Origin of the sequence: Kitasatospora sp. NPDC057015, assembly GCF_042673745.1 — a bacterium.
Classification (GTDB): domain Bacteria; phylum Actinomycetota; class Actinomycetes; order Streptomycetales; family Streptomycetaceae; genus Kitasatospora.
The window spans coordinates 218,118-231,641 of sequence record NZ_JBHUSG010000005.1 but is presented as its reverse complement, the minus strand read 5'-3'; the positions used below and the strand labels follow the sequence as shown (position 1 = coordinate 231,641).

The window sequence follows — 13,524 nt, the reverse complement described above, 5'->3', positions numbered from 1 at the left end:
GGTTGTTATCAAACCGTGCCACCCGCGGGTACGGAACCAACATCAGCCTCCAGTGTTACGGGCTGGAAGCCCACATCCAAAACGAAACCGGACCAGATCCCGCCAAACCTGATCAGATCCTTCTCGGGAATCGGCTGAAAGCGGACCGTCCGGGACACCCCGGTGCCGCCGAACCCAGGCGCCGACGGGCAGGTCACGCGGCCGGTCAAGCGCCGGGAGAGCGGCCGGTCACACGGCCGAAGAGGGGCCGAGGAGGGGCGGAACGCCGTAGCCGGGCCTGCTCACCGGCAGGAGCCGGCGAGCAGGCCCGGCTACGGCCGGGCGGCACGCCGGGGCGGGCCGGGGCGCCCTTGCCTGCGACTCAGGCCTCGCCGTCCTCCTCCAGCGCGAGCGCGGCGAACAGCTCCACGCCGATCCCGATCGCCCGCTCGTCCACGTCGAAGCGGCCCTGGTGCAGGTCGCGGACGGAGGTGTCCCCCGGCGCCCGGACGCCGAGCCTGGCCAGCGCACCGGGGGCGTGCTCCAGGTACCAGGAGAAGTCCTCGCCGCCGAGGCTCTGCTCGGTCTCCTCGACCACCTGCCCGGTCGCCCCGAACCGGGCGGTCATCGCCGCCTCCAGCCGCGCGATCGAGGTGGCCTCGTTGACCACGGGCGGAACGCCGCGGTGGTAGTCGAGGGTCCACTTGGCCCGGTGCGTCTCGGCCATCTTGGCGATCAGCTCGTGCAGCAGGTCCGGTGCCTCGCGCCAGCCCGGCAGTTCCAGGCAGCGGACGGTCCCCTCCAGCTCGGCGTGCTGCGGGATGACGTTCGCCGCGGACCCGGAGGCGATCCGGCCCCAGACCAGGCTGACCCCCCAGCGCGGGTCCATCCGGCGGGCGAGGACGCCCGGCAGGTCGGCGGCCATCCGCGCGATCGCGGTGACCAGGTCGGTGGTCAGGTGCGGCCGGGCGGTGTGACCGCCGGGGCCGTCCAGGTGCAGCACCAGGCGGTCGCAGGCGGAGGTGATCGCGCCCACCTTGAGACCGATCCTGCCGACGGTGACCTTGGGGTCGCAGTGGACCGCGAAGATCCGCCCGACCCCGTCCATCCCGCCGGCCTTGATGACGTCCAGCGCACCGCCGGGCATCACCTCCTCCGCGGGCTGGAAGATCAGCCGCACCGGCCGGCGCAGCCCGCCGGTGCGGGCCTCGGCCGCCAGCACCAGGGCGGTGCCGAGCACGATGGAGGTGTGCACGTCGTGCCCGCAGGCGTGGGCCCGGCCGGGCACGGTGGAGCGGTACGTGACGTCGGTCTTGGCGTCGTCGATCGGCAGGGCGTCGATGTCGGCCCGGAAGGCCAGGAACGGCGTGCCGGCGGGGGTGCCGGGCGGGACGATGTCAACGGTCATCCCGGTGCCGCCGGGCAGCACCCTGGGTTCGAGGCCGGCGGCGACCAGCCGGTCGCGCAGCAGCCCGGTGGTACGGAACTCCTGGCGGCCCAGCTCGGGGTGCCGGTGCAGGTCGCGGCGGAACGCGATCAGCTCTGCCTCGAACGCGCGGACCCGGCTGCGCAGGTCGGCGGGACGGGCGGCGGCGAGAGTGGCCTGTTGGGCGGTCCGAGGATCGTTCACCTCAACAAGGGTAGGCCCGTGTGGGGGATTTGGCCCGACTTCCCCGGAAGAAGTCACCGGATGGGCGCATACCGGCCCCGCAGCTGGGTATGACATCTCGTTTCAGTCGCCTTCCCGGGTGATACCTGCCCTGTGCAACGAACGCCCGACCGGACGGACACGGCCGATCCCCACCCTGCCGCCCGGACGTGACGGCAGGGTGTTGCGGGTGTTTCGACTTCACCCTCCTGCGACCGCTGATGTGACGTCAGAACCGTTCCACCGGGCGGTAGTCGCCCCACACCCCGCGCAGCGCGTCGCAGACCTCCCCGACCGTGGCACGGGCCGCCAGCGCCTCCTTCATGGGGTACAGCACGTTGTCCGACCCCTCGGCGGCCCGGCGCAGCGCGCCGAGCGAGCGGTCGACCGCCGACCGGTCGCGCCCGGCCCGGAGCGCCGCGAGCCGGGCGGCCTGCCGGTCCTCGATCGCCGGGTCCACCCGCAACGGCTCGTAGGGCTCCTCGGCGTCCAGCCGGAAGCGGTTGACGCCGACCACCGTGCGCAGGCCGGACTCGGTCTCCTGCTGGATCCGGTAGGCGGTGCGCTCGATCTCGGCCTTCTGGTGGCCGTACTCGATGGCGGCCACCGCACCGCCCAGCTCCTCCACCCTGCGCATCTGCTCCACGGCCAGGGCCTCGACCTCGTCGGTCATCCGCTCGACCGCGTAGGAGCCGGCGAAGGGGTCGACGGTCGCGGTGACGTCCGTCTCGTACGCCAGCACCTGCTGGGTGCGCAGCGCCAGCCGGGCGGCCTTCTCGGTCGGCAGCGCGATCGCCTCGTCGAAGCTGTTGGTGTGCAGCGACTGGGTGCCGCCGAGGACGGCGGCCAGGGCCTGCACCGAGACCCGGACGAGGTTGACCTCCGGCTGCTGGGCCGTCAGCTGCACCCCGGCGGTCTGGGTGTGGAAGCGCAGCATCCGTGACCTCGGGTCCCGGGCGCCGAACTCCTCCCGCATCACCCGCGCCCAGATCCGCCGCGCGGCCCGGAACTTGGCCACCTCCTCCAGCAGCGTGGTGCGGGCCACGAAGAAGAAGGAGAGCCGGGGTGCGAAGTCGTCCACCGCCATCCCGGCCGCGAGCGCGGTGCGCACGTACTCGATGCCGTTGGCGAGGGTGAAGGCGATCTCCTGCGCGGGGTCCGCCCCGGCTTCGGCCATGTGGTAGCCGGAGATGGAGATGGTGTTCCACCGCGGGATCTCGGCCCGGCAGTACCGGAACACGTCCGCGACCAGCCGCAGCGAGGGCTTCGGCGGGAAGATGTACGTCCCGCGGGCGATGTACTCCTTCAGCACGTCGTTCTGGACCGTGCCGGTGAGCCGGCCGGGCGCCACCCCCTGGGCCTCGCCCACCAGCCGGTACATCAGCAGGAGCAGCGCGGCGGGCGCGTTGATGGTCATGGAGGTGGAGACCTCGCCGAGCGGGATCCCGTCGAACAGCTCGCCCATGTCCTCGACGCTGTCCACGGCCACCCCCACCTTGCCGACCTCGCCGGCCGCGAGCGGGGCGTCCGAGTCGTAGCCCATCTGGGTCGGCAGGTCGAAGGCGACGGACAGACCGGTGCCGCCGCCGGCGATCAGCTGCCGGTAGCGGGCGTTGGACTCGGCGGCGGTGCCGAACCCGGCGTACTGCCGCATCGTCCAGGGCCGTCCGGTGTACATCGTGGGGTACACCCCGCGGGTGTACGGGTACGCGCCGGGCCGTCCGAGCCGCTCGGCCGGGTCCCAGTCGCCGAGCGCCTCGGGCCCGTACACGGGCTCGAAGGGGAATCCCGACTCGCTGCGGCGGGGGTCGGCTGCCATGGGGGTCTCCACGGGTCTCGGGGTCGCGTGGGCCCGCGCCCGGAGATCGGCGGGCTCCTTCGCAATCTAGTGCGCGGTCCGGTGCCCGGCCGGGTGCCACGTCCGGCGGCCGACCTGCGGTCTTTGGGGCGCGGGTGCTTGAGATGATCGGATGAACGTCCGAGCCCCCGCCGGTCGGCCCCCAGCCGGGCCGGCGGCCCCCTCCCGCCGGCGACCCCCGCCGGCGCACCCCACGAAGGAGCGGCTATGACCGAACAGAAAGTGGCCGTGGTCACCGGTGCCAGCAGCGGGATCGGCGCGGCGACCGCGCGCCGGCTGGCCGCCGAGGGTTTCGAGGTGGTGCTGACGGCCCGCCGCACCGACCGGATCGAGGCGCTCGCCAAGGAGATCGCCGAAAGCGGCGGCTCGGCCCGCGCCGTCACCCTGGACGTGACCGACCGGCCCGCCGTGGACGCCTTCGCGGCCGAGGTCGGCCGGGTGGACGTCCTGGTCAACAACGCCGGCGGCGCGGTCGGCGCGGAGTCGGTGGAGACCGGCGACCCGGCCGACTGGCTGGCCATGTACCAGGTCAACGTGCTCGGCGTGCTGCACGTGACCCAGGCGCTACTGCCCGCGCTCCGGGCCACCGGCGACGGCACGGTGCTGGTCATGTCCTCCACGGCCGCGCTGGCCGCCTACGAGGGCGGCGGCGGCTACGTGGCCGCCAAGCACGCGGCGCACACCATCGCGGCCACGCTGCGGCTGGAGCTGTGCGGGGAGCCGGTCCGGGTGATCGAGATCGCGCCGGGCATGGTGAAGTCCGAGGGCTTCGCGGTCACCCGGTTCCGGGGCGACGAGCAGAAGGCCGCGGCGGTCTACGCGGGCGTCGCGGAGCCGCTGACCTCGGACGACGTGGCCGACACCGTCGCCTGGGCGGTCACCCGCCCCCCGCACGTGAACATCGACCTGCTGGTGGTGCGCCCGCGCGCCCAGGCCGCGAACCACAAGGTGCACCGGGCCTGACCCGGCCGGGCCCGCCCGGGGAGTGCGATAACGGCTTCATCACATGATCATCTCCTGGTACACCTGGGTGATGACCACTCCCCGGGCCACGCCGCCGCGCCTGCTGGCCGCCTGCCTCGCGGCCGGCGCGCTGCTGCTCACCGCGTGCAGCGGCCACCCGCAGGCGCCGAGCCCCGCCCCCGACACGGCGGCCGCCGCCCCGGCGACCACCGCCGCCGCGAGCCCGACGCCGACCGCCCGGCCCACGGGGGCGGCCGATCCGGCGCTCAAGCCCTTCTACGGCCAGCAGATCGCCTGGGCCGGCTGCCCGGACGACCCGCGCGCCGAGAAGACCGACACCTCCGCCATGCAGTGCGGCACCCTGCACGTCCCGCTGGACTACGCGCACCCGGACGCCGACGCGATCGACGTCGCCCTGCTGCGACTGCCCGCCGGCAGGCCCGAGCAGCGGATCGGCTCGCTCGTGGTCAACCCGGGCGGCCCCGGCGAGTCCGGCGTCGACATGGTCCGGTTCGGCGCCGACCGCTTCAAGGGCGCCCTGCACGACCGCTACGACGTGGTCGGCTTCGACCCGCGCGGCGTCGGCGGCACCGCCCCCGTCAACTGCCTCGACGACAAGGACCGCGACGCGCTCAACTCCACCGACGAGCCGCAGGACCCGCAGGCCCGCCAGGCCGAGCGCGCCAAGCGGGCCGCCGACTTCGCCGCCGCCTGCCAGGCCCGCTCCGGCAAGCTGCTGCCCTTCGTCGGCACCCGCGACACCGCCCGGGACCTCGACGTCCTGCGCGAGGCCCTGGGCGACCGCAAGCTCAGCTACCTGGGCATCTCGTACGGCACCTACCTCGGCTCGCTGTACGCCGAGGAGTTCCCGGCCAACACCGGCCGCCTGGTGCTGGACGGCGCCGTCGACCCGGCCGCCGACAAGCTGGACCAGAGCGTCAACCAGGCGGCCGGCTTCGAGAAGTCCCTGGAGCGCTTCGCCGTCGACTGCGTCCGCAACCACGCCGACGACTGCCCGCTCGGCAGCTCCCCCGACCAGGCCGCCAAGAAGGCCGCCGACTTCCTGGACGGGCTGCGCGAGCACCCGCTGACGGCCAAGGACGGCCGCCGGCTCACCAGCGACCTCGGCTGGACCGGCGCGATCAGCTACCTCTACGGGGACGAGACGACCGCCTGGCAGCAGCTGCGCTGGGCGCTGGGCTGGGCGATGGCGCGTGGCAAGGGCGACTTCCTGCTGGCCTCCGCCGACAACTACAACGGCCGGGACGACAAGGGCCACTACACCACCCTGGAGGACGCCGGACGGGCCATCCGCTGCGCCGACAGCGCACCGCCCGCGCCCTCCGCCGAGCGGATCCAGCAGGTCCTCGGCCTGCTGCACGAGCAGGCGCCGCTGGTCAGCAAGGGGACCACCGCCGAGGACTACGGCACGCCCGCCTGCGCGGCCTGGCCGTTCCACACCCCCGAGAAGCCGCACACCGTCCGGGCCGAGGGCAGCGCCCCGATCCTGGTGGTCGGCACCACCGGTGACCCGGCCACCCCGTACGCGGCCGCCGAGAACCTGGCCAAGGGCTTCGCCGACGCCGTCCTGCTGACCCGCGAGGGCGAGGGCCACGGCGCCTTCGGCAAGGGCAACGGCTGCATCGACGCGGCGCTGGAGGCCTACCTGGTGAACGGCACCCCGCCGGCCGCCGGCACCCGCTGCGCCAAGTAGTCCGGGCCGTCCGGGCGGTCCCGGTGACCGGGGCCGCCCGGGGCGCTCAGGGGCCGCCGACTAGCACATCGACCCCGGACGGGGACTGACACGAAGCTGTCAACGTCACAACTTGATAGCTCGATCGGGTGAATTCCACGCGCACCCTCCCCAACTGATGACTGCTCAACTACCGTGGTGCCGCTGCCCGGCCAACGCCCGGAACCGCCCGGACCGGCCCATACTTCACCCGTGTCACGCACCGACGACACAGCCTCACGCGATCACCGAGCACCGAACCATCGGCAGGCTTGTCGGCACCCCTTGTACGGCGCGGCTCCCTTTCACCTCATCCTCCGCGCCGCCCCTTCCCGCCCTCACGAGGAGGACCCGCTGGCCAGCGACGTCCCGCCACAGCGGCTCGACCTTCCCCCGGCTCTCGTCCAGGGGAGCCCCCAGACGGAACCGGCGCTTCTCGGGCTGCACCGCTTCAACGAGGCCGACGCAGGCGCGGCCGAGGAGGCGCTCCTCGCCTGCTGCGGCAGCCACCGGTGGGCCCTGCGGCTCACCGCACACCGCCCGTACCCCGACATAGGGTCACTGCTCGCGGCCGCGAGCGAGGCCTCCTACGACCTGCGGCCGGCCGACCTGGCCGAGGCGCTGGCCGACGAGAGCTGGATGCCGCAGCCCCTGCTGGGCATGCGCGCCCCCGGCAGCCAGGCCGCGCACACCGCGCTGCGGGCGGCGCACGCGGCGTACGAGGCCCGGTTCGGGCACGTGTTCGTGGTCTGCCTGGAGGGCATCGCCCCCGAGGAGATGCTGGACACCGTGCTCAGCTCGGTCCGCACCCGGCTGGCCAACGACCCGGACGAGGAGCGGCTGATCGCGGCCGAGGAACTGCGCCGGATCGCCCTGACCCGGCTGGAGCACCTGGTCGCCACCCACACCGAGGCCGGGGCGCGCTGAGGCCGTCCCGCACCGGGCCCTACCCGCTCCGCTGCGCGGCGCGGAGCTTGGCCACCTGCTGCCGGACGACCCGCTCGTCCGGCTCGGCGGCCGGCTCCGCGCCGACGCCCACCGTGCTGAAGACCGCCAGCACCGAACCGACCCGGGCGAGGACCGCCCGCTGGGTGAGCGTCACCCCTCCGGATTCATTCGTCAGAGTGAACCCCGTCACCGCGTCCGCTCCCCCGGTGGTGGGCGTGTCGACCCGGCTGAGCCGGTGCCTGGCCGGCACCCCCTTGCGCCCGCCGGGCGCCCCGTGGCCCGTCGCCGTAGTGGAGGTGAAGCTCTCGCAGCCGGCCAGCACCTCCTCCAGCCGGCGGCGCAACTCCGCGGCCCGGCCCGGGCGGTAGGCCAGCAGACCGGCGTAGACACTGCCCTTGGGGTCGGCCGCGGTGGCCACGCTCAGGTCGGTCTCGGCGAGCGGCTGGTCGCGGTCCGCCGTCGGCGAGGAGCCGCCGCTCCGGCCGGCCGCGTTGGCCGGGGTCACCGCGTCCAGGACGGGCTGGCAGGCCGGCACGTCGGTGACCTCCCGGCCGTCCGCCGGCCCGGTCTCGCCGTGTCCCGGGGTCATCACGGTGACGATGCGGCCGGGCCCGAGATCGCCGTCGGTCAGCGCCGCGGCCCGCAGTTCGGCCGCGGTCAGCGCCCGCCCCTCGCCGACCCGGTCGGCGGAGACGCCGACCGTGGCGCAGCCGCTGACCAGCAGCAGGAGGCCGGCGAGCGCCGCGGCGGTACGGCCCGGCGGGCGACGGCACGGGCCGGCCGGCGGCGCGGGGGTCGGGGACGGACCGGGGGCGGGGCGACGGGCAGGGCGGAGCGGCACGGGGGCCTCGGCAGTCGTCGGCGGCGGGGCGGGCCGCCACCGTAGCGCAGCCGGGCGCTCACGTACGGTGACGAGTTCCCGCCGGATTAGCCCGCTCGTGCCTGTTTGATCACACCTCGGGCCCCCGGAGGCGGTTCCCGACAGCGCGTCGATAGGATGCTGGCGGCCGGAGGACCGTACCGGCCGGGCTGACCGACACCGAAGCCGGCCGAGCCCCCAATCGCTTCCGGAGGGTTTTTCCGTGCCGGCTGGAACGCTGTACCGCGGCCGGGAAGGCATGTGGAGCTGGGTGGCTCATCGAGTCACCGGCGTCCTCATCTTCTTCTTCCTGTTCGCCCACGTCCTCGACACCGCCCTCGTGCGGGTCTCCCCCGAGGCATACGACTCCGTCATTCAGACGTACAAGACGCCGCTGGTGAACGTGATGGAGTACGGCCTGGTGGCCGCCATCCTGTTCCACGCCCTGAACGGCCTGCGGCTCGTCGCCGTCGACTTCTGGTCCAAGGGCCCGAAGTACCAGAAGCAGATGCTCTGGTCCGTCGTCGGCGTCTGGGTCGTCCTGATGGCCGGTGCCTTCTACCCGATCCTCCAGCACACGCTGACCAACTGGTTCGGGAAGTGATCGGCATGCCTACGGACTACACCTACTCCGACTCGCTGGTGGTTCCCTCCGCCCAGGCCCACACGGGCCAGGGTCTCGGCACCGGGAACCCCGCCGACGCCTTCGTGGTCGAGCCCCCCCGGACCCGCACCAGGAAGACCCCGCGCCGTACGCGGACCAACTTCGAGATGCTCGCCTGGCTGTTCATGCGCCTGTCGGGCGTCGTGCTGGTCGTGCTGATCCTCGGCCACCTGCTGATCATGCTGGTGCTCGACGGCGGCGTTTCCAAGATCGGCTTCGCCTTCGTGGCGGGCCGCTGGGCCTCGCCGTTCTGGCAGGGCTGGGACCTGCTGATGCTGTGGCTGGCCATGCTGCACGGCGCCAACGGCATGCGCACGGTCATCAACGACTACGCCGAGAAGGACTCCACCCGGTTCTGGCTGAAGACCCTGATGGGCGCTGCCACGGTGTTCACCGTGCTGCTCGGGACGCTGGTGATCTTCACCTTCGACCCCAACATCTGACGACACAGCATCTAACCGGCAATCGGCAGAGGCCAGAGGCGAGTTAAGACCCCCATGCAGATTCACCAGTACGACACAGTCATCGTCGGCGCGGGCGGCGCCGGCATGCGCGCGGCCATCGAGTCGACGCAGCGCAGCCGCACCGCCGTGCTGACCAAGCTCTACCCCACCCGGTCCCACACCGGCGCGGCCCAGGGCGGCATGTGCGCCGCCCTCGCCAACGTCGAGGAGGACAACTGGGAGTGGCACACCTTCGACACGGTCAAGGGCGGTGACTACCTGGTCGACCAGGACGCCGCCGAGATCATGTGCAAGGAGGCCATCGACGCCGTCCTCGACCTGGAGAAGATGGGCCTGCCCTTCTCCCGCACCGAGGCCGGCCGGATCGACCAGCGCCGCTTCGGCGGCCACACCCGCAACCACGGTGAGGCGGCCGTGCGCCGCTCCTGCTACGCGGCCGACCGCACCGGTCACATGATCCTCCAGACGCTGTTCCAGAACTGCGTCAAGCACGGCGTCGAGTTCTTCAACGAGTTCTACGTCCTGGACCTGCTGATCAACGAGGGCAAGACCGCGGGCGTCGTCGCCTACGAGCTGGCCACCGGCGAGATCCACGTCTTCCAGGCCAAGTCGGTCGTCTTCGCCTCCGGCGGCACCGGCAAGTTCTTCAAGGTCACCTCCAACGCCCACACCCTCACCGGTGACGGCCAGGCCCTGGTGTACCGCCGCGGCCTGCCGCTGGAGGACATGGAGTTCTTCCAGTTCCACCCGACGGGCATCTGGCGCATGGGCATCCTCCTCACCGAGGGCGCCCGCGGCGAGGGCGGCATCCTGCGCAACAAGGACGGCGAGCGCTTCATGGAGCGCTACGCCCCCGTCATGAAGGACCTCGCGTCCCGTGACGTCTGTTCGCGCGCCATCTACACCGAGATCCGCGAGGGTCGCGGCTGCGGCCCGGACGGCGACCACGTCTACCTGGACCTCACGCACCTCCCGCCGGAGCAGTTGGACGCCAAGCTCCCGGACATCACGGAGTTCGCGCGCACCTACCTCGGCATCGAGCCCTACACGGACCCGATCCCGATCCAGCCCACCGCGCACTACGCGATGGGCGGCATCCCGACCAACGTCGAGGGTGAGGTGCTGCGCAACAACACGGACGTCGTCCCGGGCCTGTACGCGGCCGGCGAGGTCGCCTGCGTGTCGGTGCACGGCGCCAACCGCCTGGGCACCAACTCGCTGCTGGACATCAACGTCTTCGGCAAGCGGGCCGGCATCGCCGCCGCCGACTACTCGTCCACGGTCGGCTTCACCGAGCTGCCCGAGAACCCGGCCGAGAAGGTCCAGGCGCTGGTCGACGGCCTGCGGGAGTCCACCGGCACGGAGTCCGTCGCGCAGATCCGCAAGGAGCTGCAGGAGACGATGGACGCCAACGCCATGGTCTACCGCACCGGCGCGACCCTGAAGCAGGCCGTCGAGGACATCGCCGGGCTGCGTGAGCGCTACAAGCACGTCGCCATCCAGGACAAGGGCTTCCGCTACAACACGGACCTCCTGGAGGCCGTCGAGCTGGGCAACCTGCTCGACCTGGCCGAGGTGCTGGCGGTCTCCGCGCTGGCTCGCGAGGAGTCGCGCGGCGGTCACTACCGCGAGGACTTCCCGACCCGTGACGACGTGAAGTTCATGCAGCACACGATGGCGTACCAGGAGGTCGCCGAGGACGGCACCACCTCGATCCGCCTGGACTACAAGCCGGTCGTCACCACCCGCTACCAGCCGATGGAGCGTAAGTACTGATGGGCACTCCGACCATGGAGAAGCACTCCGCCGCCCTGGACGCGGCCGAGGCGGGCGGCGTCCAGCTGATCACCGTGACCCTGCGGATCCGCCGGTTCAACCCGGAGGAGCACCCGGAGCCGGTGTGGGTGGACTACCAGCTCACGATGGACCCGAAGGAGCGCGTCCTGGACGCGCTGAACAAGGTCAAGTGGGAGCAGGACGGCACCCTCACCTACCGCCGCTCCTGCGCGCACGGGATCTGCGGCTCGGACGCGATGCGGATCAACGGTCGCAACCGGCTGGCCTGCAAGACCCTGATCAAGGACGTCAACCCCGAGAAGCCGATCACCATCGAGGCCATCAAGGGCCTCGCGGTCCTCAAGGACCTGATCGTCGACATGGACCCGTTCTTCCAGGCGTACAAGGACGTCATGCCGTTCCTGATCACCAACGGGAACGACCCGACGCGCGAGCGCCTGCAGTCCGCCGAGGACCGCGAGCGCTTCGACGACACCACCAAGTGCATCCTGTGCGCCGCGTGCACGTCGTCCTGCCCGGTCTTCTGGAACGACGGCCAGTACTTCGGCCCGGCCGCGATCGTCAACGCGCACCGCTTCATCTTCGACTCGCGCGACGAGGGTGCGGAGCAGCGGCTGGAGATCCTGAACGACCGTGAGGGCGTGTGGCGCTGCCGCACCACCTTCAACTGCTCGGAGGCCTGCCCGCGTGGCATCGAGGTCACCAAGGCGATCCAGGAAGTGAAGCGGGCCCTGGTGACCCGCCGCTTCTAGGAGCCGCCCGCACCGACGCCCGAGGGCCCGTCCGGAGTGATCCGGACGGGCCCTCGGGCGTCTGCGTGGTTCAGCCGAGGAGGCCGAGGTCCTTCGGGGCGGTGTACCCGGTGAAGGTCACCAGGTGCCGGTCCGCGGTGACGGCCCACAGGTCCGGGGCGCCGTCGGCGTTGCCGTCGCCGGAGCTGCCGAGCGTCGGGTACGCCTCGACGGTGAAGCTGCCCGGGACGACGCCGGCGGCCGGGTCGGCCAGCGCGGTGAAGTCCAGGGTGCCGTCGGCCTTCTTCGGGACCGCGTAGGCGTGCAGCTTGCCGGTGGCCCGCTCGCGGGCCCAGAGCGCCAGGTTGCCGGCCGCGTCGGCGCCGGGGGCGATCAGGTCGTAGCCGGTCCAGGTGCCGGTGGTGGTGAGCTGCTGGGCCGCGCCGTAGGACAGGCCGGACGAGTAGTACGCCCAGAGGTTGCCGTGCTCGACCGAGATCAGGACGGGCAGCTCGCGCTGCGGGGCGTACGGGTTGCCGAGCGCGACCAGCTGCTCGGCGGCCGACCAGTCGTCGGCGAAGTCCGCGGGGCAGGCGACCGGGGCGGCGTCCAGGTCGTAGCAGTCCCCGGTGCCCGGGTGGTCCACCAGGACGGGGCTGCGGCCGCTGAAGTTCCCGGCGGCGAAGTTCCGGTAGCCGTAGACGGTTCCCGGGTTGCCGGGCTTGCGGACCAGGAGGTCGTCGACCGGCGCGTGGGCGGCGGTCGAGCCCCGGTGCAGCACCTCGGCACCCGTCCAGGTGCCGCCGGGCCCGAGCGCGGCCGGGATCACCGAGGCCGGTGCGGTGGTGGTCGCCGCGGCGCTGACGATCTGGAGGTTCCCCGCCGCGTCGGGCAGCAGGATGTCGGGCACCCCGTCACCGTTGACGTCCCCGTCCGTGCTCGGCTTGGGGCGCGGGTCGGACGGCGCGTAGAAGCTGTAGGAGAACGGCTGCGAGACGTTGCCGGCGTTGTCCATGGCCTGGACGGCGAGGACGTTGCTGCCCCAGTCGGCGGGCTTCACCTGGACGGACGCGCCGCCGTCGGCGGCGGCCGCCACGGTGCCCGGGTCGCCGCAGTGCTTGCCGACGCTCAGCCCGGCGGGGGCCAGCGCGTACTGGTAGCAGGCCACGCCGGAGGCCGCGCCGCCGGCCGGCACCGGGTCGGTGCCGGTGACGGTGAAGGTGCCAGTCTCCCCGGCGTACTTGACCGGCTGGGCGCCGGAGCCGCTCGCCGGGAAGTCGGTGGAGTTCACCGCCACCGTCGGCGGGGTGAGGTCGAGCCGGAAGTGGCAGTCGGCGGTCGGCGCGGAGTGCCGATCACCCTGGACGGCCTTGGCGTTCCACGCGTAGGAGTGGCCGTCCGTCAGTCCGGGGGCCTGGATCCGGACGATGCCGGGCGCTCCGGGCGTGGTGTCCCCCTGGAAGGCCTTCTTCTGCTTGGCCCCGGTGACGTCGCGGACCGTGAAGCGGGCTCCGACGGGGGTGGCGGTGTCCTTACCCGTCCCGACCAACGCCGTGAGGGTGGGGCCGCCGGTGGAGAGGCCGAGCCAGCCGGGCACGGTGGAGCCGTCACAGGCGTCGCCGGCGACGCCGGTGGAGGCGAAGCCCGGTGTGGGCGAGGCCTTCGGCTCGGCGACGGTCGGCTTGGCGGCTCCGGCGGCGAGCGCTCCGGGGGCCGCGATCAGCCCGGCCGCGAGGGTTGCGGCCGACACCACCGACAGCCGGCGGACGGCTCGGATGCTCCTCGAACGTGTCACTGGACCCCACCCTTGAATCGCAAGTTCGTTCGCGCGGTCGCGCGCCTGAGGATCTTGCCAGCGCGCGACCGGGGCGGGCAACGGAT

11 protein-coding genes are annotated in these 13,524 nt (G+C 72.7%); 7 read left to right on the top strand and 4 right to left on the bottom strand.

Features of this window, described 5'->3' with window-relative positions; translation table 11 throughout:
- Positions 1-361 precede the first annotated feature (361 nt).
- On the bottom strand, positions 362-1,552 hold the full coding sequence (locus tag ACFTWP_RS07345) for an amidohydrolase (protein WP_380263338.1): 1,191 nt from the start codon (positions 1,550-1,552) through the stop codon (positions 362-364).
- Positions 1,553-1,856: 304 nt separating this feature from the next.
- Positions 1,857-3,446, bottom strand: coding sequence for a methylmalonyl-CoA mutase (locus tag ACFTWP_RS07340; RefSeq protein ID WP_380263257.1), 1,590 nt, complete (start codon positions 3,444-3,446; stop codon positions 1,857-1,859).
- 246 nt (positions 3,447-3,692) lie between these two features.
- Here ACFTWP_RS07340 and ACFTWP_RS07335 point away from each other — a divergent pair, with 246 nt between their 5' ends.
- From ACFTWP_RS07335 to ACFTWP_RS07325, 3 genes are all read left to right on the top strand, one after another.
- Positions 3,693-4,448 (top strand): SDR family oxidoreductase, encoded by a 756-nt coding sequence (locus tag ACFTWP_RS07335; RefSeq protein WP_380263256.1) that lies wholly within the window; start codon positions 3,693-3,695, stop codon positions 4,446-4,448.
- Positions 4,449-4,491: 43 nt separating this feature from the next.
- The gene (locus ACFTWP_RS07330; protein ID WP_380263255.1) at positions 4,492-6,162 is read left to right on the top strand and encodes an alpha/beta hydrolase; all 1,671 of its coding nucleotides are present in this window, start codon (positions 4,492-4,494) and stop codon (positions 6,160-6,162) included.
- 303 nt (positions 6,163-6,465) lie between these two features.
- On the top strand, positions 6,466-7,107 hold the full coding sequence (locus ACFTWP_RS07325; RefSeq protein WP_380263254.1) for a 2-oxo-4-hydroxy-4-carboxy-5-ureidoimidazoline decarboxylase: 642 nt from the start codon (positions 6,466-6,468) through the stop codon (positions 7,105-7,107).
- Between the two features lie 19 nt (positions 7,108-7,126).
- On the opposite strand, the gene ACFTWP_RS07320 is transcribed toward ACFTWP_RS07325, so the two are convergent.
- Complete coding sequence (locus ACFTWP_RS07320) at positions 7,127-7,969, bottom strand: hypothetical protein (protein ID WP_380263253.1); 843 nt, start codon at positions 7,967-7,969, stop codon at positions 7,127-7,129.
- Positions 7,970-8,210: 241 nt separating this feature from the next.
- Here ACFTWP_RS07320 and sdhC point away from each other — a divergent pair, with 241 nt between their 5' ends.
- The 4 genes from sdhC to ACFTWP_RS07300 are packed head-to-tail and all read left to right on the top strand — an operon-like array spanning position 8,211 to position 11,664.
- A complete protein-coding gene (gene sdhC / locus ACFTWP_RS07315) occupies positions 8,211-8,591 on the top strand; it encodes a succinate dehydrogenase, cytochrome b556 subunit (protein ID WP_380263252.1) in 381 nt (126 codons plus the stop codon).
- A gap of 5 nt (positions 8,592-8,596) precedes the next feature.
- Positions 8,597-9,094, top strand: coding sequence for a succinate dehydrogenase hydrophobic membrane anchor subunit (locus tag ACFTWP_RS07310; RefSeq protein WP_380263251.1), 498 nt, complete (start codon positions 8,597-8,599; stop codon positions 9,092-9,094).
- Between the two features lie 54 nt (positions 9,095-9,148).
- A complete protein-coding gene (sdhA, locus tag ACFTWP_RS07305) occupies positions 9,149-10,891 on the top strand; it encodes a succinate dehydrogenase flavoprotein subunit (RefSeq protein WP_380263250.1) in 1,743 nt (580 codons plus the stop codon).
- Positions 10,891-11,664: a succinate dehydrogenase iron-sulfur subunit gene (locus ACFTWP_RS07300; protein ID WP_380263249.1), complete on the top strand. Its 774-nt coding sequence runs from the start codon at positions 10,891-10,893 to the stop codon at positions 11,662-11,664. Before sdhA ends, ACFTWP_RS07300 begins: the two co-directional genes overlap by 1 nt.
- 70 nt (positions 11,665-11,734) lie before the next feature.
- Here the strand turns inward: ACFTWP_RS07300 and ACFTWP_RS07295 are convergent, their stop codons facing one another.
- Positions 11,735-13,438, bottom strand: coding sequence for a hypothetical protein (locus ACFTWP_RS07295; RefSeq protein WP_380263248.1), 1,704 nt, complete (start codon positions 13,436-13,438; stop codon positions 11,735-11,737).
- Positions 13,439-13,524 lie beyond the last annotated feature (86 nt).

Bases quoted from the DNA above. Each gene is read 5' to 3' on its own strand.
- ACFTWP_RS07310 (WP_380263251.1), top strand. From the start codon at position 8,597: ATGCCTACGGACTACACCTACTCCGACTCGCTGGTGGTTCCCTCCGCC.
- ACFTWP_RS07300 (WP_380263249.1), top strand. From the start codon at position 10,891: ATGGGCACTCCGACCATGGAGAAGCACTCCGCCGCCCTGGACGCGGCC.
- ACFTWP_RS07340 (WP_380263257.1), bottom strand. From the start codon at position 3,446: ATGGCAGCCGACCCCCGCCGCAGCGAGTCGGGATTCCCCTTCGAGCCC.
- sdhA (WP_380263250.1), top strand. From the start codon at position 9,149: ATGCAGATTCACCAGTACGACACAGTCATCGTCGGCGCGGGCGGCGCC.
- ACFTWP_RS07335 (WP_380263256.1), top strand. From the start codon at position 3,693: ATGACCGAACAGAAAGTGGCCGTGGTCACCGGTGCCAGCAGCGGGATC.
- ACFTWP_RS07330 (WP_380263255.1), top strand. From the start codon at position 4,492: ATGATCATCTCCTGGTACACCTGGGTGATGACCACTCCCCGGGCCACG.